22 protein-coding genes are annotated in these 23,519 nt (G+C 70.4%); 16 read left to right on the forward strand and 6 right to left on the reverse strand.

All coding sequences use genetic code 11. From position 1 onward, the window contains the following. The first annotated feature begins 186 nt into the window (after positions 1 to 186). From ACIQD6_RS01580 to ACIQD6_RS01635, 12 genes are all read left to right on the forward strand, one after another. A complete protein-coding gene (locus ACIQD6_RS01580; protein ID WP_401876944.1) occupies positions 187 to 1,512 on the forward strand; it encodes a DUF6716 putative glycosyltransferase in 1,326 nt (441 codons plus the stop codon). Between the two features lie 104 nt (positions 1,513 to 1,616). After that, positions 1,617 to 2,840 (forward strand): cytidylyltransferase domain-containing protein, encoded by a 1,224-nt coding sequence (locus tag ACIQD6_RS01585; RefSeq protein ID WP_401876946.1) that lies wholly within the window; start codon positions 1,617 to 1,619, stop codon positions 2,838 to 2,840. 9 nt (positions 2,841 to 2,849) lie between these two features. Next, positions 2,850 to 3,776: an N-acetylneuraminate synthase family protein gene (locus tag ACIQD6_RS01590; RefSeq protein ID WP_401876948.1), complete on the forward strand. Its 927-nt coding sequence runs from the start codon at positions 2,850 to 2,852 to the stop codon at positions 3,774 to 3,776. A gap of 82 nt (positions 3,777 to 3,858) precedes the next feature. Continuing rightward, positions 3,859 to 4,956 carry a hypothetical protein gene (locus ACIQD6_RS01595; protein ID WP_401876950.1) on the forward strand — a complete coding sequence of 366 codons (1,098 nt, stop codon included), beginning with the start codon at positions 3,859 to 3,861 and terminating at the stop codon, positions 4,954 to 4,956. Positions 4,957 to 5,220: 264 nt separating this feature from the next. Beyond that, positions 5,221 to 6,480 carry an amidohydrolase gene (locus ACIQD6_RS01600; RefSeq protein ID WP_401876951.1) on the forward strand — a complete coding sequence of 420 codons (1,260 nt, stop codon included), beginning with the start codon at positions 5,221 to 5,223 and terminating at the stop codon, positions 6,478 to 6,480. A gap of 158 nt (positions 6,481 to 6,638) precedes the next feature. Further along, complete coding sequence (locus tag ACIQD6_RS01605; protein WP_401876953.1) at positions 6,639 to 7,688, forward strand: BMP family protein; 1,050 nt, start codon at positions 6,639 to 6,641, stop codon at positions 7,686 to 7,688. Between the two features lie 289 nt (positions 7,689 to 7,977). Next, positions 7,978 to 9,732, forward strand: a complete 1,755-nt coding sequence (locus tag ACIQD6_RS01610; protein ID WP_401878039.1) for an ABC transporter ATP-binding protein — start codon at positions 7,978 to 7,980, stop codon at positions 9,730 to 9,732. Then, entirely contained in the window at positions 9,729 to 10,916 is a 1,188-nt protein-coding gene (locus ACIQD6_RS01615; protein WP_401876954.1) for an ABC transporter permease, read from the forward strand. Before ACIQD6_RS01610 ends, ACIQD6_RS01615 begins: the two co-directional genes overlap by 4 nt. After that, a complete protein-coding gene (locus ACIQD6_RS01620) occupies positions 10,913 to 12,190 on the forward strand; it encodes an ABC transporter permease (RefSeq protein WP_401876956.1) in 1,278 nt (425 codons plus the stop codon). The genes ACIQD6_RS01615 and ACIQD6_RS01620 overlap by 4 nt, the downstream gene beginning before the upstream one ends. Then, positions 12,187 to 12,615 (forward strand): cytidine deaminase, encoded by a 429-nt coding sequence (locus ACIQD6_RS01625; protein WP_401876958.1) that lies wholly within the window; start codon positions 12,187 to 12,189, stop codon positions 12,613 to 12,615. Before ACIQD6_RS01620 ends, ACIQD6_RS01625 begins: the two co-directional genes overlap by 4 nt. Before the next feature lie 167 nt (positions 12,616 to 12,782). After that, on the forward strand, positions 12,783 to 14,060 hold the full coding sequence (locus tag ACIQD6_RS01630) for a thymidine phosphorylase (protein ID WP_401876959.1): 1,278 nt from the start codon (positions 12,783 to 12,785) through the stop codon (positions 14,058 to 14,060). Between the two features lie 120 nt (positions 14,061 to 14,180). Beyond that, positions 14,181 to 14,765 carry a Uma2 family endonuclease gene (locus tag ACIQD6_RS01635; protein WP_401876960.1) on the forward strand — a complete coding sequence of 195 codons (585 nt, stop codon included), beginning with the start codon at positions 14,181 to 14,183 and terminating at the stop codon, positions 14,763 to 14,765. On the opposite strand, the gene ACIQD6_RS01640 is transcribed toward ACIQD6_RS01635, so the two are convergent. Then, positions 14,758 to 15,396 (reverse strand): HAD family hydrolase, encoded by a 639-nt coding sequence (locus ACIQD6_RS01640; RefSeq protein ID WP_401876961.1) that lies wholly within the window; start codon positions 15,394 to 15,396, stop codon positions 14,758 to 14,760. The genes ACIQD6_RS01635 and ACIQD6_RS01640 overlap by 8 nt on opposite strands. A 108-nt stretch (positions 15,397 to 15,504) precedes the next feature. On the opposite strand from ACIQD6_RS01640, the gene ACIQD6_RS01645 reads away from it, so the two are divergent. Further along, a complete protein-coding gene (locus tag ACIQD6_RS01645) occupies positions 15,505 to 15,903 on the forward strand; it encodes an STAS domain-containing protein (protein WP_401876963.1) in 399 nt (132 codons plus the stop codon). A 26-nt stretch (positions 15,904 to 15,929) separates the two neighbouring features. Here ACIQD6_RS01645 and ACIQD6_RS01650 read toward each other — a convergent pair whose 3' ends face one another. Both ACIQD6_RS01650 and ACIQD6_RS01655 read right to left on the reverse strand, forming a co-directional pair. After that, on the reverse strand, positions 15,930 to 16,937 hold the full coding sequence (locus ACIQD6_RS01650; RefSeq protein ID WP_401876965.1) for a sigma-70 family RNA polymerase sigma factor: 1,008 nt from the start codon (positions 16,935 to 16,937) through the stop codon (positions 15,930 to 15,932). Positions 16,938 to 17,132: 195 nt separating this feature from the next. After that, positions 17,133 to 18,470: an MFS transporter gene (locus ACIQD6_RS01655; RefSeq protein WP_401876967.1), complete on the reverse strand. Its 1,338-nt coding sequence runs from the start codon at positions 18,468 to 18,470 to the stop codon at positions 17,133 to 17,135. A gap of 62 nt (positions 18,471 to 18,532) precedes the next feature. On the opposite strand from ACIQD6_RS01655, the gene ACIQD6_RS01660 reads away from it, so the two are divergent. Further along, positions 18,533 to 19,519, forward strand: a complete 987-nt coding sequence (locus ACIQD6_RS01660) for a LysR family transcriptional regulator (RefSeq protein WP_401876969.1) — start codon at positions 18,533 to 18,535, stop codon at positions 19,517 to 19,519. A gap of 27 nt (positions 19,520 to 19,546) precedes the next feature. Here the strand turns inward: ACIQD6_RS01660 and ACIQD6_RS01665 are convergent, their stop codons facing one another. Continuing rightward, the gene (locus ACIQD6_RS01665) at positions 19,547 to 20,227 is read right to left on the reverse strand and encodes an alpha/beta hydrolase (RefSeq protein ID WP_401876971.1); all 681 of its coding nucleotides are present in this window, start codon (positions 20,225 to 20,227) and stop codon (positions 19,547 to 19,549) included. Positions 20,228 to 20,696: 469 nt separating this feature from the next. Here ACIQD6_RS01665 and ACIQD6_RS01670 point away from each other — a divergent pair, with 469 nt between their 5' ends. Together ACIQD6_RS01670 and ACIQD6_RS01675 are read left to right on the forward strand one after the other, a co-directional pair. Continuing rightward, positions 20,697 to 21,830 carry an adenosine deaminase gene (locus tag ACIQD6_RS01670; protein ID WP_401876972.1) on the forward strand — a complete coding sequence of 378 codons (1,134 nt, stop codon included), beginning with the start codon at positions 20,697 to 20,699 and terminating at the stop codon, positions 21,828 to 21,830. Between the two features lie 146 nt (positions 21,831 to 21,976). Next, a complete protein-coding gene (locus ACIQD6_RS01675; RefSeq protein WP_401876973.1) occupies positions 21,977 to 22,354 on the forward strand; it encodes an ATP-binding protein in 378 nt (125 codons plus the stop codon). Positions 22,355 to 22,465: 111 nt separating this feature from the next. Here ACIQD6_RS01675 and ACIQD6_RS01680 read toward each other — a convergent pair whose 3' ends face one another. Then, entirely contained in the window at positions 22,466 to 22,669 is a 204-nt protein-coding gene (locus ACIQD6_RS01680; RefSeq protein WP_401876975.1) for a PspC domain-containing protein, read from the reverse strand. Positions 22,670 to 22,795: 126 nt separating this feature from the next. After that, entirely contained in the window at positions 22,796 to 23,371 is a 576-nt protein-coding gene (locus ACIQD6_RS01685; protein ID WP_401876977.1) for a VanZ family protein, read from the reverse strand. Positions 23,372 to 23,519: the final 148 nt, after the last annotated feature.

Here is a 23,519-nt window from a genome sequence, read left to right on the forward strand (position 1 = left end):
GACGCATGGAAGGTGAACGAAGAATGGCGGAACGGTAAACCAGCCCGCGCCAGGTGCTTCCCGTTCGCTCTGCGGGTGCCCTTACGTCCATTTCCTGGCCTCCGAAGCCATTCGTAGATGTGCTGTTAACCCTTTATTGCCATTGAGTTGGGCGGAGCAACGGAATGGCTTTCTAACGTCCTCGTCGTGCCATCACGTAACAGCCATGCGGTCCGGGTCGCCGTGCTCGCCGACTCCGACACCCGGTGGAAGTGGGGTGCGCTCACCGCGCGCCGCATCGCCCCGGACGACCGCCCCACAGAGCTCAGCGGCTTCCTGCTGCGCGGACGAGCCACGCCCACCGCCCGACAGCTCGCGGAGGTCGGCGCGGATGCGGACGCCCTGCGGGAGGTGACCGGCACCGCGTTCCTGCGGACGCTGCGCGAGGAGTCGTACGACATCGTCGTGCTGGCCCTCGTCGGCGGCGCCGTCCAGGCGATGCTGCACGGCATGGCCGCGCTCCGCACGGAGTTCCGGCCCGTCGTCGTCACCGGCTATGTCGGTGTCGTCTACGAGAAGCTGTCGGACGGTCTGCTGCTGCGGCACGGCGCGGACGTCGTCCTCGCCAACTCCCTCTACGACGCCGAGCGTTTCCGCGCGGTGTACGAAGGGGTCGGCGCCGACGCCTCGTCGGTCACCGAGGCGGCGCTGCCGTTCCTCGGGGGCACGCCGTACACGGCCGAGGGCGAGCGCGACACCCTCGTCTTCGCCGCCCAGCCGTCCGTGCCGGCGACCCGCACGGACCGTGCGTACCTGCTGCGGCGCCTGGTCGAGCACGCCCGGCTGCACCCGCACCGCGAGGTGCTGCTCAAGCTGCGCAGCAAGCCCGGCGAGCACACCACGCACGTGGAGGAGTACCCGTACCAGCGGCTCGTCGAGAAGGTGCCCGGCGGTCCGCCGCCCAACTTCCGTCTCGTGTACGGGAACATGGGCGAGGTCCTCGACCGTACGGACCTGCTGGTCACGGTCTCCTCGACGGCCGCGCTGGAGTCCCTGCACCGGGGCATCCCGACCGCGATCCTCACCGACTTCGGGGTGCGCGAGCCGCTCGGCAACCACCACTTCATCGGCTCGGGCTGCCTGGCGTCCTGGGACCAGCTGGACGGCGGCGGCCGGCCGAGCGCCGATCCGGACTGGGCCGCGCGTCAGGGCGTGGTCTCCGACGGCTCGTACGCCGCGGCCTTCGACCACGCCCGTGAGCGGGTCACGAAACTCCTCGACGGGCCCGAACTCCCGCCGATCAACCCGTACTACACGGTCACCACCGCGCCCGGATACCTGCCGGGGCTGCTGGCCCGCTACCACCTGGCGCCCGACGGCAAGCCGCTGGCGACCGCGCCCGAGGGCGCCGACAGCGACGCGAGCGGGCTGCGGCGCGTGGTGCGCGAGGCGGTACGGGGCGCGGCGCGTGGCGCGTACCGGCACGGCGTGCAGCGCGTGGCGCCGGTCATCCGCCGGATGGGCGAGCTGTGAGCGGGCCCACGGACAGTGCCCCCGCCGTGCACCGACCGGCCGTGCAGGCGGCCCCCGACCACCGAGCCGCGACCCACCGAGCCGCGATCCAAGGAGCAGAAGAGATGACCGTCCTCGCGGTGATCCCCGCACGCGGCGGATCCAAGGGCGTACCCGCCAAGAACCTCGCCGCCGTGGGCGGTGTCCCGCTGGTCGTCCGAGCGGTCCGCGCCGCCCTCGCGGCCCGGCGCGTGACCGATGTCGTCGTCTCGACGGACGACGAGGCCATCGCCGACGCGGCCCGCTCCGCCGGCGCCGAGGTCGTCCTGCGGCCCGCCGCGATCGCGGGGGACACCGCGACCAGCGAGGCCGCCGTGCTGCACGCGATGGACGCCCACGAGGCGCTGCGCGGCACCACCACCGACGTGGTGCTGCTGGTGCAGTGCACGAGCCCCTTCATCACGGCCGAAGACCTCGACGGCGTCGCCGGCGCCGTCACCGAGGACGGCGCGGACACCGCGCTGACCGTGGCGCCCACGCACGGCTTCATCTGGCGCCAGGACAGCACGGGCGACGCCGGAGGGCCCGACGGCTACGGCGTCAACCACGACAAGGCGAACCGTCCGCGCCGCCAGGACCGCCAGCAGGAGTACCTGGAGACCGGCGCCGCGTACGCGATGCGGGCCGACGGATTCCGCGCGGCGAACCACCGCTTCTTCGGCCGCACCGCGCTCGTACGGACCGACCCCGCACGGGTCCTGGAGATCGACGACCCGCACGACCTGGCCCGCGCCCGCGCGCTGGCACCGCTGGTCGACCCGGCCGTCCTGCCGTCGTACGAGGACATCGACGCCGTCGTGCTCGACTTCGACGGGACCCAGACCGACGACCGGGTCATGATCGACTCGGACGGCCGAGAAACGGTCTCCGTACACCGGGGCGACGGACTCGGGATCGCCGCGCTGCGCCGCTCGGGACTGGAGATGCTCATTCTCTCCACCGAGCAGAACCCGGTCGTCGCCGCGCGCGCCCGCAAGCTCCAGGTGCCGGTGCTCCACGGCATCGACCGCAAAGACCTCGCACTCAAGCAGTGGTGCGACGAGCACGGGATCACGCCCGAGCGCGTGCTGTACGTCGGCAACGACGTCAACGACCTCCCGTGCTTCGGACTCGTCGGCTGGCCGGTGGCCGTCGCGAGCGCCCATGACGCCGTACGCGCCGAGGCGCGTGCCGTCACGACGACCCCGGGCGGAGAAGGCGCGATCCGAGAGATCGCGGCCTGGCTCCTGGGCCCGGGTCTGAACAACCACCTCACCACCCCGAACCACATCAACACCCTCAACAAGTAAGGACGCTCCATGAGCACCGACGTCAGTCCCCGCCTGCGTACCCTCGGTACCCGCACCGCCGGCCCCAACCGCCCCGTCTACGTCACGGGCGAGATCGGCATCAACCACAACGGCGAGCTGGACAACGCTCTGGCGCTGATCGACGCGGCCGCCGAAGCGGGCTGTGACGCGGTCAAGTTCCAGAAGCGCACCCCGGAGATCTGCACCCCGCGCGACCAGTGGGACATCGAGCGCGACACCCCCTGGGGCCGGATGACGTACATCGACTACCGTCACCGCGTCGAGTTCGGCGAGGACGAGTACCGCTCCATCGACGAGCACTGCCGCAAGCGTGGCATCGACTGGTTCGCCTCCCCGTGGGACACCGAGGCCGTCGCCTTCCTGGAGAAGTTCGACGTCCCCGCCCACAAGGTGGCCTCCGCCTCGCTGACCGACGACGAGCTGCTCCGCTCGCTGCGCGCCACCGGCCGTACGATCATCCTCTCGACCGGCATGTCGACGCCGAAGCAGATCCGTCACGCGGTCGAGGTGCTGGGCAGCGACAACATCCTGCTCTGCCACGCCACGTCGACGTACCCGGCCAAGGCCGAGGAACTGAACCTGCGCGTGATCAACAGCCTCCAGGCCGAGTACCCGAACGTGCCGATCGGCTACAGCGGCCACGAGACCGGTCTCCAGACCACCCTCGCCGCCGTCGCGCTCGGCGCCGCGTTCGTCGAGCGTCACATCACCCTCGACCGCGCCATGTGGGGCTCCGACCAGGCCGCCTCGGTCGAGCCGCAGGGCCTCACCCGCCTGGTCCGCGACATCCGCACCATCGAGGCCTCCCTCGGTGACGGTGTCAAGAAGGTGTACGAGTCGGAGCTGGGCCCGATGAAGAAGCTCCGCCGCGTCGCGGGCGTCGTGGCCGAGGCCACCGAGCCGGTGGCGGTCTGACGCCATGACCGGTGCCGCCGGGGGCCGCACCCCGCACCCCGAGTCCTCTCCCGGGACCGCTTCCTCCGCCAGGACCGCACGCGTGACCGCTCGCGCGGCCGCCCGTGTCAGGTCCGGCGAGAAGTCCCGTGCGATCGCCTTCGTGGAGAGCCCGGTCCAGCTGCTCAACGTGCTGGAGTGGGCCCGCGTGAGCACGACCGGTGACGCGCTCACCGTCGTCGTGCTCTCGCCCACCGATCCCATGTCACGCGGCCAGCTCCGCAGGATGGCGGAGCTGGCCCGGGACGAGGGCTTCACCGTGCGCTGGCAAGAGGCGCGCGGTGGTGCGGGGGCACCCCTGCGGACGGTACGGGAGCTGGCGCCACTGCTGCGCCGGACCGGCCGGATCGTCATCGGCGATCCGTTCTCCCGTTACGTACAGCTGCTGCTGACCCTGGTCAGCGGCAAGGAGCTGACCGTCGTGGACGACGGCACGGCGACGCTGGAGTTCATCGGACAGGTGGCCCGGGGTGAGCCGCTGGTGCGCTGGCACCGGCGCGGCGGCAGCCGCGGACCGCGCGAACTGGTCCTGGCACCGGTCACCGCGGTCGCCCGCCGCCGGCTCACCCCGTCCGGCCCCCGCACGGTCGAGGTCTTCACCTCGATGCCCGTGGAGGAGGTGCCCCCCGGCATCACCGTGACCGCCAACACCTTCGAGTGGACCCGGTCCACCTTCGGCCCGCCCCGCATAGCCTCGGGTGCCGACATGGTCGGCACCTCGCTGGTCGAGACGGGCGTGGTCGACGGGGACCAGTACACCCAGGCGGTCCTCTCCCTGGCCCGCGCCCACGGCGCGACGCGCTACTTCGCCCACCGCCGCGAGAACGTGGACAAGCTCCACCGCCTCCACGCCGAGACGGGCCTGGAGATCGTCCGCCCGGACCTGCCGCTGGAACTGATCGCGCGACGCGGCCCGATCGGCAGCACGGTCCTGAGCTTCCCCTCCACCGTGGTCCACACCCTGCCCCTGGCCCTGGCGGGCACGGGCGTACGGGTCGCGGTCTGCGACATCGCCCCGGAATGGCTCAAGGAAACGGCCTCGCCCCGCGCCCAGGGCTTCCTCTCGGGCGTCACGGGCACGGCCCGCGACGTCCACAGGCTGCCGCGCATGCCGTCCCCGGCGTCGGGAGCCCCGGCGTAAAGAGCCCTGCGGAACGGGCGCCCCTGACCGTACGGGCACGGGTTCACCGGCGGGGGCCACGGACAGCCCGCCGATGGCCCACCGTCGGCTCATCGGTGGACCGTTTCGCGGGAGTACGGCCCGAAGGAAGGCGCTGATATACCCGCTGTGATCGCGCGTCATGCATCTCGGGGCCGTGTTTCTTCGTCTGTGCGGCTGAAATTTTGTTGATCGAGGGGCCGTTGATCACGGAAGGGGCCTACTCTTCAACAGGTGAGCCAGTTGATGTCCCGAGAGTCCGAGACCGACCTGCCCGCGGAAGCGGCGCTTCCCGGCGTACTGCCCGATGCCCTGCGCACCGAGCTGATCGCCTTCCGCCGGGACATGCACATGCATCCGGAGCTCGGCAACCAGGAATTCCGCACCACCGCCGCGCTCAAGCACCGGCTGGAGCAGGCCGGGCTCAAGCCCCGGGTGCTCGGGACCGGTACCGGCCTCGTGTGTGACATCGGGACGGACGGGGACGAGACGCCAAGCTCGCGAAGCTCGCACCGGGGCGGCGTGCGGTCCATGCTCGCGCTGCGTGCCGACATCGACGCGCTGCCCATTCCGGACACCAAGACCGGAGTGCCGTACCGCTCCACCGTGCCCGACCGGGCACACGCCTGTGGGCATGACGTCCATACGGCCGCCGTCCTCGGCGCCGGGCTGGTTCTCGCCGGGCTCGAACGGCAGGGGCTGCTCCCTCATCCCGTACGGCTGATCTTCCAGCCCGCCGAAGAGGTGCTGCCCGGCGGGGCCGCCGACGCCATCGAGGCCGGGGTGCTGGACGGGGTCGGCAGGATCATCGCCGTGCACTGCGACCCCCGGGTCGACGCCGGGCTGATCGGGCTGCGGCCCGGACCGATCACCTCCGCCTGCGACCGGCTGGAGATCACCCTCGACGGACCCGGCGGTCACACCGCCCGCCCCCACCTCACCACCGACATGGTCACCGCCGCCGCCAAGGTCGCCACCGAGGTGCCTGCGCTGCTGGCCCGCCGGGTCGACGCGCGATCGGGGCTCGCCGTCACCTGGGGACGTATCGAGTCCGGCCACACCTGCAACGTCATCCCGCAGCACGCCGAACTCTCCGGCACCGTCCGCTGCCTGGACCTGCCCGCCTGGCGCGAGGCACCCGACCTGGTCCATGCCGCGATCGACGAGATCGCCGCGCTCCACCAGGCGAAGACGCAGATCAACTATGTGCGTGGGGTGCCGCCGGTCGTCAACGACCCGGTCGTCACCGAGCTGTTGCGCGACGCGCAGACCGCGCGCCGTGGATCGTACGCAATCGAGGACACCGAACAGAGCCTCGGCGGCGAGGACTTCTCCTGGTACCTGGAACAGGTGCCCGGCGCGATGGCGCGGCTCGGCGTCAGGGTTCCCGGCAGCCAGGTCCCGTACGACCTGCATCGTGGCGATTTCGACGTCGACGAACAGGCGATCCAGGTCGGCGTGGAGCTTTTCACCGCCGCAGCGTTGATCGACGGCAACCGTTCGTAACCGGCCGGAGGCCGGCCGTCCGGCAAGGGGACACCTTCTGTTCGCGACGATCCGATAACAGCTTCCCTAGGGGGCTTTGTCTGACATCTACGCGCGTTACGATCGCGGCGAAAAGCAGCGCCGGAAGTGGCGCTTAGGCCAGGTCGAAGGAGCCTCCCTTGCGCCGGATCACCAGGATCGCCACCGTGGGCGTCGCGTCAGCGGCACTCGCGCTCACCGCGACAGCGTGTGGCAACAAGTCGTCGTCGGACGCCGGTTCCGATTCCAAGGACGCCGGTGCGGCCATCGCCTACGACGTAGGCGGTCGTGGTGACCAGTCGTTCAACGACGCCGCCTACGAGGGTCTGGCCAGGGCCGAGAAGGACCTCAAGATCAAGGGCAACGACACCGAGCCCTCCGACGGCGAGTCGGACGCCGACAAGGTCCAGCGCCTGACCGAGCTGGCCCGCGCCGGCAACAACCCGGTGATAGGCGTCGGTTTCGCCTACGCGCCCGCCATCAAGAAGGTCGCGCAGAAGTTCCCGAAGGTCACCTTCGGGATCATCGACGACTCCTCGGTGACCGGTAAGAACGTCGCCAACCTGGTGTTCAACGAGGAGCAGGGCTCCTACCTCGGCGGGGTCGCCGCCGCGAAGGTGACCAAGACCAAGACGGTCGGCTTCGTCGGCGGTGTCGAGACCCCGCTGATCAAGAAGTTCCAGGCCGGTTTCGAGCAGGGCGTCAAGGACACCGACCCCTCGGTCAAGGTCCTGTCGCAGTACCTGACCCAGCCGCCGAACTACGACGGCTTCTCCAAGCCCGACCTGGGCAAGGCCGCCGCGCAGGGGCAGCTCGACAAGAAGGCCGACGTGGTCTACGCCGCCGCCGGTCTGGCCGGTTTCGGCTCGATCGAGGCCACCTCCAAGGCCGGCAAGTGGGCCGTCGGTGTCGACTCCGACCAGTACGCCCAGAAGGGCCTGGCCGCCTACAAGGACCAGATCCTGACCTCGGTCACCAAGGACGTCTCGGATGCGGTCTTCAACCTGATCAAGTCGGTCGAGGACGGCAAGCCGCAGACCGGCGAGATCCGCTACGGCCTGGACAAGGACGGCGTCGGCCTGGCCGACTCCAACCCGGCGTACACCAAGATGACCGACGTGGTCGCCGCGGTGGACAAGGCCAAGAAGGACATCATCGACGGCAAGGTCAAGGTCAAGACCACCCCGTAACGGCGTCTGCCGGTTGCGCGGTGGGTACGGTCCGCGGGCCCGGAGCGACGGCAATCGCCGCCGCTCCGGGCCCCGGGCGCGTCCGTGGCGCAACTCCCTGCCGCTCCGTATCGGACCCCTACCGGTCCGTGGAGGATCCCCGCATCCGCCCCCTGTTCCGGCTCGCCAGACACCTCCCGCCTTACGATTCGGCAGCGCTACGCGTGTAGACGACCCTCCGGCGCGATAACTTCACCCCCCGCCCTGCCCCACCCCGCCCCCGCTCCTTTCCGGCCAAGGAGAGTCCGTCATCAACACGTCCAGCACCGCTTCCGGCACCGCGTCCCGTACGCCGTCCGGGAGTTCACCCGCCGTCGAGCTGCACGGCATCACCAAACGCTTCCCCGGCGTCGTCGCCAACAGCGATATCGACATCACCGTTCACCGGGGCACCGTGCACGCACTCTGCGGCGAGAACGGCGCCGGCAAGTCGACCCTGATGAAGATCCTCTACGGCATGCAGAAGCCCGACGAGGGGACCATCACCGTCGACGGTGAGCAGGTCACCTTCGGCAGCCCCGGGGACGCCATCGCACGCGGCATCGGCATGGTGCACCAGCACTTCATGCTCGCCGACAACTTCACCGTGCTGGAGAACGTCGTCCTCGGCGCCGAGAAGCTGTACGGCATCGGCTCGAAGGCCCGCGCCAAGATCAGGGAGATCTCCGACGCGTACGGCCTCGGAGTCCGCCCCGACGCGCTCGTCGAGGACCTCGGCGTCGCCGACCGGCAGCGCGTGGAGATCCTCAAGGTCCTCTACCGGGGCGCCCGCATCCTCATCCTGGACGAGCCCACCGCCGTCCTGGTCCCGCAGGAGGTCGACGCGCTCTTCGACAACCTGCGGGAGCTCAAGGCCGAGGGTCTGACCGTCATCTTCATCTCGCACAAGCTGGGCGAGGTGCTGTCGGTCGCCGACGAGATCACCGTCATCCGGCGCGGTACCACCGTGGGCACCGCCGACCCGGCGTCCACCACCTCCAGGCAGCTCGCCGAGCTGATGGTCGGCAGCGAACTGCCCTCGCCCGAGACCCGCGAGTCGACGGTGACCGACATCCCGATGCTCGCCGTGGACGGGCTGCGGCTGGCCGCCACCGACCCCGACGGCGCGGTACGTGAGGTGCTGGCCGGGATCACCTTCACCATCCACCAGGGCGAGGTCCTGGGCATCGCGGGTGTCGAGGGCAACGGCCAGACCGAGCTGATCGAGGCGCTGATGGGGATGCGTGACCCCGACGGCGGGGTGATCACCCTCGGCGGCAGCGACATCTCGCACGTGCCCACCCGCAAGCGGCGCGAGGACGGCATCGGCTACATCCCCGAGGACCGGCACCGGCACGGCCTGCTGCTGGAGGCCCCGCTCTGGGAGAACCGCATCCTCGGCCATGTCACCGAGCAGCCCAACAGCCGCGCCGGACTGCTCAACCTCAAGGCCGCCCGCGCCGACACCACCCGGATCGTGCGGGAGTACGACGTCCGGACACCCGGCATCGACGTCACCGCGGCCTCCCTCTCCGGCGGCAACCAGCAGAAGCTGATCGTCGGCCGCGAGATGAGCCACAGCCCCAAGCTGCTGATCGCCGCCCACCCCACCCGCGGTGTGGACGTCGGTGCCCAGGCGCAGATCTGGGACCAGATCCGCGAGGCCCGCCGCGAGGGTCTCGCCGTACTGCTGGTCTCGGCGGACCTGGACGAACTGATCGGGCTCTCCGACACCCTGCGGGTGATGTACCGCGGCCGGCTCGTCGCCGACGCCGACCCCGCGACCATCACCCCGGAGGAGCTCGGCTCGGCCATGACCGGCGCCGCCACCGGTCACCTCGAAGCGGCTGAACCGGCCGACGCGGCCGAGGCAGTTGACCCGGCCGAGGTGGCTGAAGAGGTCGGGCCGGCCGAAACGACCGAGGCAGCACCAGCAGCCGAAGCAGCACCAGCAGCACCCGCAGCCGAAGCGGCCACAGCGGTCGACGCGGCGGTTGACGCAGTTCCGGAGGACGACGCCCGATGAAGAAGTTCGACAAGGACCGGCTGATCCTGGGCTTCGCAGGCCCGGTGCTCGCGCTGGTCGTCGCCATCGCCCTCACCTCGATGGTGCTGCTGCTCTCGGGCAGCGACCCCTTCGAGCCGTACCGGATCATGTTCGAGTCCGCCACGTACGTCGACGTCCAGGTACTGATCGTCAATCAGGCCGGTACGTACTACCTGGCCGCCCTCGCGGTCGCCGTCGGCTTCCGGATGAACCTCTTCAACATCGGTGTCGACGGCCAGTACCGGCTCGCCGCGATGATGGCCGCGCTCGTCGGCGCCAGCGTCGACCTGCCGGGGCCGCTCCAGATCGCGCTGATCGTGATCGTCGCGATGCTGGTCGGCGCGTTCTGGTCCGGGATCGCGGGCATCCTCAAGACCACCCGAGGGGTCAGCGAGGTCGTCTCCACGATCATGCTCAACTCGATCGCCACCAGCCTGGTCGCCTGGCTGATCCTGCCCAAGAACTTCGGCGTACAGCCCGCCGGTTCCAACAACCTGACGACCGGTGACATCCCGGAGTCCGGCTGGTTCCCCGGGCTGTCCATGGGCGCCGAGGCCGGCGAGATCTACGGCTTCACCTTCGTCGCCGCCGCCTGCGGTGTCGCGTACTGGTTCATTCTCGGCCGTACCCGCTTCGGCTTCGACCTGCGCGCCACCGGCGCCAGCGAGAGCGCCGCCCAGGCCTCCGGTGTCGACGCGAAGAAGATGGTCCTCACCTCGATGCTGATCTCGGGCGGGGTCGCCGGCCTCGCCGGGATGCCGACGCTGCTCGGCGACACCCACACGTACAGCCTCGACTTCCCGACCGGCGTCGGCTTCACGGGCATCACGATCGCCCTGCTCGGCCGGAACAACCCGCTCGGGATCGCGTTCAGCGCGCTGCTGATCGCCTTCCTCGACAAGACCTCGGCCTCCCTCGACCAGTACGGGTACGAGAAGGAGATCGCCACGATCATGCAGGGCCTGATCGTGATCTCGGTCGTCGTCAGCTACGAACTCGTCCGCCGTTACGGGCTCCGCCGCCAGCAGCAGAAGGTCGGCGAGGAACTCGCCGCCGGAGGCGCCCTCGCGACCGTTGCCGGTGCCGGGCCCGGCACCGGCAACGGCAAGAAGAACAAGAACGGCCAGAACGACACGACCGAGAAGGAAGGGGCCGCGCTGTGAGTACGACTACGAACACGAGCACCGTCTCTGCCACCAGCGCCGCCCCCGCCAAGGGGCCGGGCCGCCGTACGCTCTCCCTGCCCGTCATCCTGCTGATCATCGCGGGCGCGCTGGGCCTTGTCTCGCTCGTACGGCTGATCAGCGGCGCCAACGACCTCACCTCCGTCGGCCAGGTCTCCGGCGCCCTCGAACTCGCCATCCCGATCGGGCTGGCCGGACTCGGCGGCCTGTGGGCCGAGCGCGCGGGCGTCGTCAACATCGGCCTCGAAGGCATGATGGTCCTCGGCACCTGGTTCGGCGCCTGGGCGGGCTTCCAGTGGGGCCCGTGGGCCGGTGTCCTGTGCGGCATCCTCGGCGGCGCGCTCGGCGGACTGCTGCACGCCGTCGTCACCGTCACCTTCGGCGTGAACCACATCGTCTCCGGTGTGGCCATCAACATCCTCGCCGTCGGAGCCACCCGCTACCTCTCCAACTTCGCCTTCGACGGCCAGGACGGCGGCTCCTCCAAGCAGTCCCCGCGCATCGACTCGATCACCGACATCACGATCCCCGGACTCGCCGACTGGATGCAGGATCTCCAGGCCAGACACTGGTTCCTGGTCTCCGACATCGCGGGGGTCGTCGGTGGTCTGGTCACCGACCTGTCGCTGCTGACCGTGGTCGCGCTGCTGCTGATCCCGGGCACCTGGTGGGTCCTGTGGCGTACGGCGTTCGGCCTGCGGCTGCGCTCCTGCGGCGAGAACCCGGTCGCCGCCGAATCGCTCGGCGTCAACGTCTACAAGTACAAGTACATCGCCGTCACCGTCTCCGGCGGCCTCGCGGGCCTCGCCGGTGCCTTCCTCGCGATCGTCGCCACCGGCATCTACCAGGAGGGCCAGACCGGCGGACGCGGCTACATCGGTCTCGCCGCGATGATCTTCGGCAACTGGATGCCGGGCGGACTCGCCCTCGGCGCCGGGCTCTTCGGCTTCACCGACAGCCTCAAGCTGCGCGGCGGCGCCGAGAACGTCCACGCGATGCTGCTGCTCCTCGCGATACTGCTCGTCCTGGTCCTGGCCTGGCAGCTCTACCAGAAGAAGTACGTCTCCGCGGCGATCTCCGGGGCCGTCTCGCTGCTGCTCTTTGTCTGGTACCTGCTCACCGACCAGGTGCCGAGCCAGTTCGTCGACGCCGCTCCGTACGTCACGACGCTGCTGGTCCTCGCGCTCTCCGCGCAACGGCTCAGGATGCCCAAGGCCGACGGCATGCCGTACCGGAAGGGGCAGGGCTCATGACCGCGCCACCGACGCCTCCCACGCGCTCCACGCTCGCCGGGGCTGTCGACTGGGAGGCCCTGCGGAACGCGGCCCGGGACGCCATGTCCCGTGCGTACGCGCCGTATTCGGGCTATCCGGTCGGCGTCGCGGCCCTGGTCGACAACGGCCGTACGATCACCGGCTGCAACGTCGAGAACGCCAGTTACGGTCTGAGTCTGTGCGCCGAGTGCGGCCTGGTCTCCGCCCTGCGTCAGAGCGGCGGCGGTCGGCTCACCCACTTCACCTGCGTGGACGGCGCGGGCGAGGTGCTGGTGCCGTGCGGCCGCTGCCGGCAGCTGCTGTACGAATTCGGCGGGCCGGATCTGATCCTGGAGACCCCGGAGGGCTTCCGCACGCTGGACGAGATGCTGCCGCAGCCGTTCGGGCCGGGGCACCTCGCCTGAGACCGGACCTTGACCGGCGGCCGGTACCGAGACGGGTACCGGCCGCCGGTCATTACCGGTGGGAAATCTATGCGCGTAGAGATGTCAGGGATACTCTCGCGTACGTACGGAACGTCGTACGGAGCGCCGTACGGAAAGTCGTACGGCACGTCATCGAAAGGATCGTCATGGACGTCATCTCCGTCATCCGCGCCAAGCGGGACCGGGGCGAGCTGAGCCCGGAGCAGATCGACTGGGTGATCGACGCCTACACCCGCGGCGAGGTCGCCGACGAGCAGATGTCCGCGCTGGCGATGGCGATCCTGCTCAACGGCATGAACCGGACGGAGATCGCCCGCTGGACCGCCGCCATGATCAACTCGGGCGAGCGCATGGACTTCTCCGCGCTGTCGCGCCCCACGGCCGACAAGCACTCCACGGGCGGCGTGGGCGACAAGATCACGCTCCCGCTGGCTCCGCTGGTCGCCGCGTGCGGCGCGGCCGTACCGCAGCTCAGCGGCCGTGGCCTCGGCCACACCGGCGGCACGCTCGACAAGCTGGAGGCCATCCCCGGCTGGCGGGCGCTGCTCTCCAACGCCGAGATGCTGGATGTCCTGGAGTCCACGGGCGCGGTCATCTGCGCGGCGGGCGACGGACTGGCCCCCGCCGACAAGAAGCTGTACGCGCTGCGCGATGTCACCGGCACCGTCGAGGCCATCCCGCTGATCGCCTCCTCGATCATGTCCAAGAAGATCGCCGAGGGCACCGGCTCGCTGGTCCTGGACGTCAAGGTCGGCTCGGGCGCGTTCATGAAGACCATCGAGGACGCCCGCGAACTCGCCGCCACCATGGTGGGCCTGGGCACCGACCACGGCGTACGGACCGTCGCCCTGCTCACCGACATGGCCACCCCGCTGGGCCGCACCGCGGGCAATGCCCTGGAGGTCCGCGAATCCGTCGAGGTCCTGGCGGGCGGCGGGCCCGCCGATGTCGTCGACCTGACCCTGGCCCTGGCACGCGAGATGCTCGACGCGGCGGGCCTGAAGGACGCCGACCCGGAGAAGGCGCTGGCCGACGGCTCGGCGATGGACGTCTGGCGCCGCATGATCGCGGCCCAGGGCGGCGACCCGGACGCGGCGCTCCCGGTGGCCCGCGAGCAGCAGGTGGTCACGGCCCCGTCGTCGGGTGTCCTCACCCGCCTCGACGCGTACGGAGTCGGCGTCGCCGCCTGGCGCCTGGGCGCGGGCCGCGCCCGCAAGGAGGACCCGGTCCAGGCGGGCGCGGGCATCGAACTCCACGCCAAGCCGGGCGACCCGGTCACGGCCGGCCAGCCCCTGCTGACGCTGCACACGGACACCCCGGAGAAGTTCGGCTACGCGCTGGAGGCACTGGAGGGCGGCTACGACATCGGAGCACCGGGCACGGCGTACGAGGCCACGCCGGTGGTGCGGGAACGTATCGCCTGACCTGCGCCCGCGGCCGGAGGCCGCTGATGTATACGCCCCGTTCGGGTGAACGGGATCGGTGGACGCCTACCGGTCCCGTTCGGCATGCTGGGATCGGTGACGAAGCGAACGGAGACCGCCATGAGCGCACTCACTGTCGACCACGAGCCCCATCAGGGCTGGGACGACCTCGTCCGTATCTGGGAGGACACGGACGCGCCCGAGGGCTGCAAGGTGGAGATCATCGAGGGGATCGTCACCGTGTCACCCACGCCGTCCTGGGACCACAATTTCACCGCTGGGAGGGTACAGCGCCGTCTGTACGCTGTACTTCCCGAGGAATGGGAAATTGTCCAGACAATGGGGGCGGCCGTACCAAGCCGTAAGGGTCTGTACATTCCGGATCTGATGGTGGTGGCGGAGAACGACAAGCCCGCGCCTGGAGAGCTGTTTTCCGCAAGCCAGGCGAAGCTCGTCGTTGAGATCACCTCACGCGGCAACGCCAACCATGACCGTATCGCCAAGGCTCATGGCTATGCCCAGGCCGGTGTTCCTCTCTATTTGCTGCTTGATCCCTGGCAATCGGGCCGCCCGACGGCGACGCTCTATGGTGAGCCCGAAGGCAGTACGTACCGGGTCCTGGGGTCGGTCGAGTACGGCGGCAAACTGACTTTGCCGGCGCCCTTCGACTTGGTGATCGACACGGGCGTCTTCCCCATCAGCTGACCAACCGCTCCGCGAGCAGCCCCGGCAGCTCCCGCATGTCGTCGAAGACCACCGTGCCGGGGCCCCTCAGCCGGTGCGCCTCGGTCAGGCCGCCCGCGTAGCCGAAGGCCCGCATTCCGGCGGCTCGGGCCGCTTCGACGCCGTACGGGCTGTCCTCCACCACCGCGCAGCGCGCCGGGTCGACGCCCAGCGTGCGGGCCGCGTGCAGGAAGAGGTCGGGGGCGGGTTTGCCGTGGGCGACGTCGGCGGCGCTGAAGATACGGCCCTCGAAATGGTCGTACAGGCCGGTGGTCCTGAGGTTGCGCCGGATGCCGTCATGGCCACCGTTCGAGGCGAGGCAGAAGGGCAGGCCGAGGATTTCCAGAACCTCGGCGATGCCGTCGATCGCCGTCAACTCGGCGTCGAACGCGTCCTGGTAGAGATGCGCGTACGCCTGGTACCAGCCGGGCTCCAGCGGCCGGCCGAGCCGTTGCTCGACCGCCGCGTCGAACATCTCGCCCGAGGAGCCGACGAACGTCGCGATGATCTCCTCCTCGGTGAAATGGCAGCCCAGCGAGGCGAAGACCTGCGCGTCCACCCGGACGGCTATGCGCTCGCTGTCCACGAGGACGCCGTCGCAGTCGAAGATCACCAGCTCGACAGGATGTCCGGCAGAGTTTCCAGCAGAGTCTCGGGCTGGACATTCGGCGGGATCAGGGGTCATGCCGGGCAGCGTACGGGCCGTGTCGGAGCGGCTGCGATGAGTTCCGTCGGCGTGGCCGGTCTCTTACGTGTGGATGTCACGAAACCGATCGTTCTCGTCATCGCCGGACGCGTCACATCGGCCGATGCGCCCCGGCTCAGCGGGGAGCTGTGCGCGGAACTGTCCGCCGGCACGGCCGTGCGGGAGACCGGGGCGCCGCCTTACGACGACACCGCGCCCGCCGAGGTGATCTGCGACGTCAGCGGTCTCGTCCAGCCGAGTCTGGCAGCCGTAGAGGTCCTCGCCAGGCTCCAGCTGGCGGCCCGCAGGAGGGGCCGCCGGCTGAGGCTACGGGGCGCGGGGCGAGAACTTCGGCTGCTGCTGGATCTCGTGGGACTGGGAGGCATCGACCAGCGGACGGCGGGGGAGCCGGACGGGGACCGTCAAGCTCCCTGAGCCACCGCCCGCCGAGCGGCTGTTCCTCACTCCTCGTCCGGCTTCCTCTCCTGTTCCTTCTCCAGCCTCGGAGGCAGGTCGAAGAGCGGGAACCAGCGCTCCGTGTCCAGGAAGCAGTGCAACCCGGTGATCCGGCCGTCCTCGATCTCGATGACCTGGAGCGCCCACGGTGTGAAGCCGTCGCCCGACTCCGCCGGTTTGTAATGGGCGAAGGCCGGGGTGCCGTTGGCCAGGGTCGGGACGAGCCGCGAGCCACGGCAGCCGGCGCCGATGGTGAGCATGAAGCCGGTGATGTCGTCGTGGCCCTGGAGCCACAGGTCGTACGGCGGCATCGTGAACTTCGCGTCGTCATGGAGCAGGGCGGTCAGCGCCTTCATGTCGTAGCCCTCGAAGGCCACGACATAGCGCTCCAGCAGCGCCTTCTGCTCCTCGTCGAGCTCGGCCGCCGCGTCCGTCGCGTCGGGCGGCGACTCTGCGAGCGTCGCGCGGGCCCGCTGGAGTGCGCTGTTGACCGAGGCGACCGTCGTGTCCAGCAGCTCGGCCACCTCGCTCGCCTTCCAGGCCAGCACCTCGCGCAGGATCAGCACGGCCCGCTGCTTCGGCGGCAGATGCTGGAGCGCCGCGACGAACGCGAGCCGGATCGTCTCCCGCGACACCGCCGTCTCGGCCGGGTCGGCCACCGACGGCAGCACCCGGCCGTCCGGCACCGGCTCCAGCCAGACATTCTCGGGGCGCGCGCTGAGCTGGGCCTGGGCCACCGGAGTCGGCGCGGTCAGATCCATGGGGCGGGCCCTGCGATTGCCCGCGTTGAGCATGTCCAGGCAGACGTTCGTCGCGATGCGGTACAGCCAGGAACGGAGCGAGGAGCGGCCCTCGAACTTCTCGAAGCCACGCCACGCGCGCACCATCGTGTCCTGCACGGCGTCCTCGGCCTCGAAGGCCGAGCCCAGCATCCGGTAGCAGTAGCCGGTCAGCTCCGTCCGGTACTTCTCCAGCTGGGAATCCAGGTCCTCTGCTGTTACAAGATCACTCATTGGTCACCCCAGTCGCCCCCTTGGAACCACACTCTCGGAAGCTACCGCAGCCCACTGACATCCGCCGGTTTCCGGAGAAATTGCCCCAGCCCGACCCCTGCCCGGACAGACGGATACGGCCCGGGCCGCAGCGCTCTCGCGCCGCGGCCCGGGCCGTATCCGTCTGTCCGTTGTCTGTCCTACCGCGTTACCGCGTTACCGCTGTGCCGCCCGCACCGGCCGCCGCGCCGCCTGCACGCGCGCCGCGTGGCTCCCGTACAGGGTGATCGAGACGACCCCGAGGACCGCCAGCAGTCCCAGCGCCACCGTGGCCTCCCAGCCGCCCGCGTGGAAGGCGACCGCGCCCAGCGCGCCGCCCGCGCTGCTGCCCAGGTAGTACGCCGACTGGTAGAGCGCCGAGGCCTGCGCGCGGCCGGTCTTCGCCGTACCGCTCACCGCCGACGAGGCGACCGCGTGGCCCGCGAAGAAGCCCGCCGTGATCAGCACCAGGCCGAGCAGGACCATGACCAGCGCGTCCGAGAGCGTCAGCAGCAGACCGGCCGTCGTCGTGCCCACCGCCAGGTACAGCGCGCCGCGCCGGCCCAGCCGGGCGACCAGCCGCCCGGCCGCGGCAGAGGAGAGCGTACCGACCAGGTAGACCAGGAAGATCGAGCCGATGATGCCCTGCGGGAGGCTGAACGGCGCTTCCACCAGCCGGTAGCCGATCACCGTGTACACCGCGCCGAACACCATCATGAAGAGCCCGCCGATCGCGTACAGGCGGCGCAGCAGCGGGTCCGACAGGTGCCCGCCGACCGTCTTCGCCAGCGCGCGTGGGCTCAGCGACCGGGGCGTGAAGTTGCGCGCCTTGGGGATCATGAGGCGGAAGACGATCACGCAGAGCACCGCCATCAGACCGACCGCGCCCAGCGCCGCGCGCCAGCCCCACAGCTGGGCGACCCAGCCGGTGACGATGCGGCCGCTCATGCCGCCGACGCTGTTGCCCGCGACGAACAGCCCGATCGCGGCGACCAGCGCCTTCGGCCGTACCTCCTCCGCGAGGTACGCCATCGCCGACGCAGGCAGACCGGCGAGTGCCGCGCCCTGCACGGCGCGCAGCGCCACCAGCCACTCCACGTTCGGCGCGAACGGCACCAGCAGCCCGACCACGACCGCGACCAGCAGCGAGGCGGTCATCATCGTGCGTCGGCCGAGCCGCTCGGACAGTGCGCTCAGCGGCAGCACGAACAGGGCCAGCGCGCCCGTCGCCGCCGAGACCGTCCAGCTGGCCTGGCTCGCCGTCACACCGAGGTCGGTGGAGATGGCGGGCAGCAGGGCCTGCGTGGAGTAGAGGAGGGCGAAGGTCGCGACTCCGGCGGCGAAGAGCGCGAAGCTCATCCGGCGGTAGCCGGGGTGGCCCGGGGAGAGACGCGAATCCGACGCGGAGGACGACGAGGCCGACGAGGACGACGGCGGGGTCGAGGAGGTGGTCGGAGCGGACGGCGCGGCGGAGGCACCCGGGGTGGTGGGTGCCTCGGTACTGACTGAAGGCATACAACGACCGTAAGTACCGCTCCCTCATGCGTCCAATGCATGGAATGGCGATAATCGTTCCCATGGTGCATGAACACAGCTCACGGAAGCGTCTGTCATGGGACAGTTACGAAGAAGACATGGCGCCGACAGCCGAATTGGACCCCGAGTCCTGGTCCGCGGTCCTCGCGCCCCGGCTCGCGTACTTCGCCGGGGTGGCCCGCCACGAGCATGTGACCCGCGCCGCACAGGACATGGCCGTACCGCAGTCCACGCTCTCCCGGGCGATGGTCCGGCTCGAACAGGACCTGGGCATCGCCCTGTTCGCCCGTAAGGGCCGTACGGTCGCCCTCACCCACGCGGGCCGGACGTTCCTCGCCTCCGTGGAACGGGCCCTCGCGGAGGTGGAGCGCGCCGCCGAGTCCGTACGCGCCGACGCCGACCCGGCGTCCGGCAAGGTCGCCTTCGGCTTTCTGCACACCATGGGCTCCGAGACCGTGCCCGGACTGATCCGGGCCTTCCGCGCCGACCATCCGCGCGTGCGCTTCCAGCTCGTGCAGAACTACGGCGAGGCGATGATCGAGCGCATGCGCGCGGGCGAACTGGACCTCTGCCTCACCTCGCCGGTGCCCGACGCCCCGGATCTGGTCGCCCGGCGGCTGGACGAACAGCGGCTGCGGCTGGTCGTACCCGACGACCACCGGCTCGCGGGGCGCCGGCGCGTACGCCTCGCCGAGGCCGCCGACGAAACCTTCGTCACGCTCGAACCGGGGTACGGGCTGCGCCGGATCACCGACGACCTGTGCGCCGAGGCGGGCTTCCGGCCGCGCGTCGCGTTCGAGGGGGAGGAGGCGGAGACGCTGCGCGGCCTGGTGGCGGCGGGCCTGGGCGTCGCCCTGCTGCCGCCACCGGCCGTGGCCCGCCCGGGGGTTGTCGAACTGACGGTCACGGCGCCACGCGCGGTCCGTGAGATCGGGGTGGCCTGGCTCGACGGTCACCCGGACACCCCGCCGGTGGCGGCCTTCAAACGCTTCCTGCTGTCCCGGCGCGGCCAACTGCTCCCGGACTGAGGGAGACAGCGCGCGGCCGAGGCGCGCTCACGGCCGCAGCGACCGTCCGAACCCCGCCGCCAACGGCATCCGCAGCCCCAGCGGCGGAGGCGCCGCCAACGCGTCGGCGACCGGCCGGGAGTACGTGCGCGAGAGCAGCGCCCCCAGCACGAAGTCCGAGGCCAGCGCCAGGACTTCGTCGTGGTGCTGGCGCAGCGCGTGTCCGTCGGAGTGGACCTCGAAACGGCAGGTGTCCCGGTTGATCTTCTTGGCGCGCTCGGCCAGCCGGTACGAGAGGTCGGGATCGCACCGGGCGTCGTTGGTGCCGTGCATCATCAGCACCTGACGCCCCATCAGCTGCCGTACCGGCTCCGGTTCGGCGGCCCGGTCGCGCTCCGGCAGCCAGGGTGACATCGCCAGTACGGAGTTGACGGCCGGGTGCCCCGCCGCCCGCAGCGCGGCGCGGCCACCCATGCCGTGTCCGGCGAGGCAGACGGGCACATCGCCGTAGCGCCGTACGACCTCGTCCGCCGCCCACTCGGCGTCCGCCGCGAGGCGTGCGTCCGTACCGTTCCAGCCGCGACCCCGGTAGCGCACCACGTGCACGACCAGCCCTTCGGGCGCGCCCGCCCTGGCCAGGGAGCGCGCGAGGGGCAGGACGCGCGCGTACCCGAGGAGGGAGGGGGGCCGGGTGGAGGCCGGCTCGCCCGGCGGGAGTACGAGCACCACGCCGCCTATGGCCGCCCCGGCGGCGGGCGCGGCGATCGCACGCCCCAGCCGTGCCCGTGCCTCAGCCTTCGTTCCCGGCCCGGATCCCGTTCCCGACCTGGATCCCGCTCCCGGCCCGGATCCCGCGCCGGGCCCGGGGTCCGCTCCCGCCTCCGTTCCTGCTCCCGCTTCCGACCCTGTTCCCGAGTCCGGTCTCTCTTCCGCACGTGCGTCCACCCGTGCTTCCGTTCCCGCACCTGCCCCCGACCATGCCACCCGTGCCCACCGTGTCCCTGCTCGTGCCCATGGCTCTGCCCGACGCCCGCGTGCCGTCCCGTTCGGGCCCGCCGTCCGTTCCTCCGGCCGGGGAGCCGCGTGCTGTCCCATGGCAGAACAGTCTCAGAAGGACACGTGTACTCCACCCGTCCGCGTGGTCACTGTTAGATATCGACCGTCGCTGATCTACGCGCGTAGGCGTTAGAGTGCGGAGATGACGAGCCAGACATACCGTCCGCCCACCGCCGACCAGATCCGCCGCGCCCCCAAGGTCCTTCTCCACGATCACCTGGACGGCGGCTGCCGGCCGGGCACGGTCATCGAGCTGGCCCACGACGCCGGTTACGAGGGCCTGCCCGAGCACGAGTCCGACAAGCTCGGCCTCTGGTTCCGCGAGGCGGCCGACTCCGGCTCGCTGGAGCGCTATCTGGAGACCTTCGCGCACACCTGCGCCGTCATGCAGACGCGTGACGCGCTCTTCCGGATCGCCGCCGAGTGCGCGGAGGATCTCGCCGAGGACGGTGTCGTCTACGCGGAGGTGCGGTACGCGCCCGAGCAGCACCTGGAACGCGGGCTCACCCTCGAAGAGGTCGTCGAGGCCGTCAACGAAGGCTTCCGTGAGGGCGAGCGACGCGCCCTCGCCAACGGCCGACGCATCCGGGTCGGCGCCCTGCTCACCGCCATGCGGCACGCGGCCCGCTCCCTGGAGATCGCCGAACTCGCCAACCGCTACCGGGACTCGGGTGTGGTCGGCTTCGACATCGCGGGCGCCGAGGCCGGCTTCCCGCCCACCCGGCACCTCGATGCCTTCGAGTATCTGAAGCGGGAGAACAACCACTTCACCATCCACGCGGGCGAGGCCTTCGGGCTGCCCTCGATCTGGCAGGCGCTCCAGTGGTGCGGCGCCGACCGGCTCGGTCATGGCGTACGCATCATCGACGACATCGAAGTCGCCGAGGACGGCACCGTGACACTGGGCCGGCTCGCCGCGTATGTACGGGACAAGCGCATCCCGCTGGAGCTGTGCCCCAGCTCCAACCTCCAGACCGGCGCCGCCGAATCGATCGCCGAACACCCCATCGGTCTGCTCCGTAAACTGCACTTTCGCGCCACGGTGAACACCGACAACCGCCTGATGGGCGGCACCACCATGAGCCGTGAATTCGAGCTGCTGGCCGACGCGTTCGACTACACACTCGAAGACATGCAGTGGTTCACGGTCAATGCGATGAAATCAGCATTCATTCCTTTCGATGAACGACTCGCCATGATCAATGACGTGATCAAGCCCGGATACGCGGAGTTGAAATCCGAATGGCTGTTCAAGCAGACTGCTGTGACCAGCTGATATCTGGGTAGGGGGCGCCACGCACCTCCCTCGGTGAGCGGTCGGGAACACGAAATCCCGGCCGCTTCCGGGTGTTTGCGGGGCCGTGCGCGGATGGCTAACTTGCAGAGCCGCTCACATTCCCCTCCCCAAGGATGACATTCCTGATGAAGAAGTCTGTCGCCAAGACGCTCGGTGCCGCCGCCCTCGGTGCCGCCTTCGCCGCCACCGCCGCCGGGAGCGCCTCGGCCGCCGTGCCCGGCGTCCCCGACACGGGTGCCGTGCTGGGTGGCGTCACCAAGGCGGTACCGGTAGGCGATGTCGCCGGTGCCCTGCCGGTGAACGGTGTCGCGAAGCAGCTCCCGGCGCCCGTCTCCGACGCGACGACCGGCGCCACCACCGGGCTCGGCGCGCTCCAGCAGGCGGCTCCCCAGCTGCTCCAGGGCCTCCAGAACGCACTCCCGCTCAAGTCGCTGCTCGGCGGGATCCCGGTGAACACGGGACAGAAGGGGATCCCGGTCAACGGAATTCCCCTCGGCGGCTGAGCCTGTCCGGAACCACGACGTATGAGCGGGCGCGTATCCGTATGCGGGTACGCGCCCCACTCATGTCCGTCCACAGATGCGCGGGCGGTCGTGTACGGATGGCCCGGCCGGTTACCAGGCGGTCGAGGCGGTGCTCTTCTCGCCCGGCAGCAGGATCCACAGCGCCAGATAAAGCAGGAACTGCGGGCCCGGCAGCAGACACGAGGCCACGAATATCACCCGCATGGTGTTCGCGGACATGCCGAAGCGCCGCGCCAGCGCCGCGCACACTCCGCCGATCATTCGTCCGTCACGGGGGCGTACCAGTGCGGCCATGGTGGAACTCCTTTACGAGACCGTGCATGAGGGAACTCTTCGTCAATCTGCGTCGCTCTTCGTCGACTTTTTCGTGTGCTCCCGATATCTCCATGGTGCCCCCGGAGCCAGGGACAACGCCTCGCCCTACGGGGCGACGCCGACCCTGGGAATTGTCGGGGTCGCCCCCTGAGAGACGTCCTCCCTCGGGAGCATCCCCGGTCGTCCGCCGGGCCGGGGGGTACGACGGCCGCTGGGGGACCCCTGCTTGCGGCGCAGCCGGGACCGGCCCAGAGGGACCACCAGAAGATGTGCCAGCGCCACCCCGGCCGTATTGAGCAGCATCGCGTCCACGTCGACCACCCGGCCGGGCACTCCGGTCTGCAACAGCTCGATCCCCAGGGAGATCAGCGCACCGGCCGCGACCGTACGGGCCAGGGAGGCCCAGAAGGAAACGGCGAGACGGCCGCCCGCGACCGGCAGCAGGACACCGAGCGGGGCCAGCAGCAGCAGTCCCTCGCCGATCCTGCGGGCCGCCATCAGGGGCCCCAGGGCCAGATCCGCCCTGATGCCGGCGAACGGCGTCAGATTGGCGGCGTTCACCCACAGAACGTCCAGCGGGCGAAGCGTCAGCCACCCCACCAGCAGAAGATGCAGGAGGAGGAGAACGAGCCCCGCCGTACGGAAGCGGATGACGGCACTGCCGCCCGGACCTTGACGCACGAAACCCAAGACGCGGAGCCCGGCAGGATCGGTTCCGCCGGTTGCGGAAGAAGGGGTTCATGAGACGGGCATCACCCGTACGGGGGCGATCGGTCCGGCCACCGCAGGCCCGGGTGGGGCGTGGCGGGGCGCGGGAGACCACGCGCCG

Source organism: Streptomyces sp. NPDC088400, assembly GCF_044753355.1.
In the GTDB taxonomy this organism is placed as follows: Bacteria; Actinomycetota; Actinomycetes; order Streptomycetales; family Streptomycetaceae; genus Streptomyces.

Bases quoted from the DNA above. Each gene is read 5' to 3' on its own strand.
- ACIQD6_RS01630 (WP_401876959.1), top strand. From the start codon at position 12,783: ATGGACGTCATCTCCGTCATCCGCGCCAAGCGGGACCGGGGCGAGCTG.
- ACIQD6_RS01670 (WP_401876972.1), top strand. From the start codon at position 20,697: ATGACGAGCCAGACATACCGTCCGCCCACCGCCGACCAGATCCGCCGC.
- ACIQD6_RS01650 (WP_401876965.1), bottom strand. From the start codon at position 16,937: ATGAGTGATCTTGTAACAGCAGAGGACCTGGATTCCCAGCTGGAGAAG.
- ACIQD6_RS01625 (WP_401876958.1), top strand. From the start codon at position 12,187: ATGACCGCGCCACCGACGCCTCCCACGCGCTCCACGCTCGCCGGGGCT.
- ACIQD6_RS01615 (WP_401876954.1), top strand. From the start codon at position 9,729: ATGAAGAAGTTCGACAAGGACCGGCTGATCCTGGGCTTCGCAGGCCCG.
- ACIQD6_RS01675 (WP_401876973.1), top strand. From the start codon at position 21,977: ATGAAGAAGTCTGTCGCCAAGACGCTCGGTGCCGCCGCCCTCGGTGCC.
- ACIQD6_RS01645 (WP_401876963.1), top strand. From the start codon at position 15,505: ATGAGTTCCGTCGGCGTGGCCGGTCTCTTACGTGTGGATGTCACGAAA.
- ACIQD6_RS01680 (WP_401876975.1), bottom strand. From the start codon at position 22,669: ATGGCCGCACTGGTACGCCCCCGTGACGGACGAATGATCGGCGGAGTG.
- ACIQD6_RS01635 (WP_401876960.1), top strand. From the start codon at position 14,181: ATGAGCGCACTCACTGTCGACCACGAGCCCCATCAGGGCTGGGACGAC.
- ACIQD6_RS01600 (WP_401876951.1), top strand. From the start codon at position 5,221: ATGTCCCGAGAGTCCGAGACCGACCTGCCCGCGGAAGCGGCGCTTCCC.
- ACIQD6_RS01655 (WP_401876967.1), bottom strand. From the start codon at position 18,470: ATGCCTTCAGTCAGTACCGAGGCACCCACCACCCCGGGTGCCTCCGCC.
- ACIQD6_RS01590 (WP_401876948.1), top strand. From the start codon at position 2,850: ATGAGCACCGACGTCAGTCCCCGCCTGCGTACCCTCGGTACCCGCACC.
- ACIQD6_RS01660 (WP_401876969.1), top strand. From the start codon at position 18,533: ATGGTGCATGAACACAGCTCACGGAAGCGTCTGTCATGGGACAGTTAC.
- ACIQD6_RS01585 (WP_401876946.1), top strand. From the start codon at position 1,617: ATGACCGTCCTCGCGGTGATCCCCGCACGCGGCGGATCCAAGGGCGTA.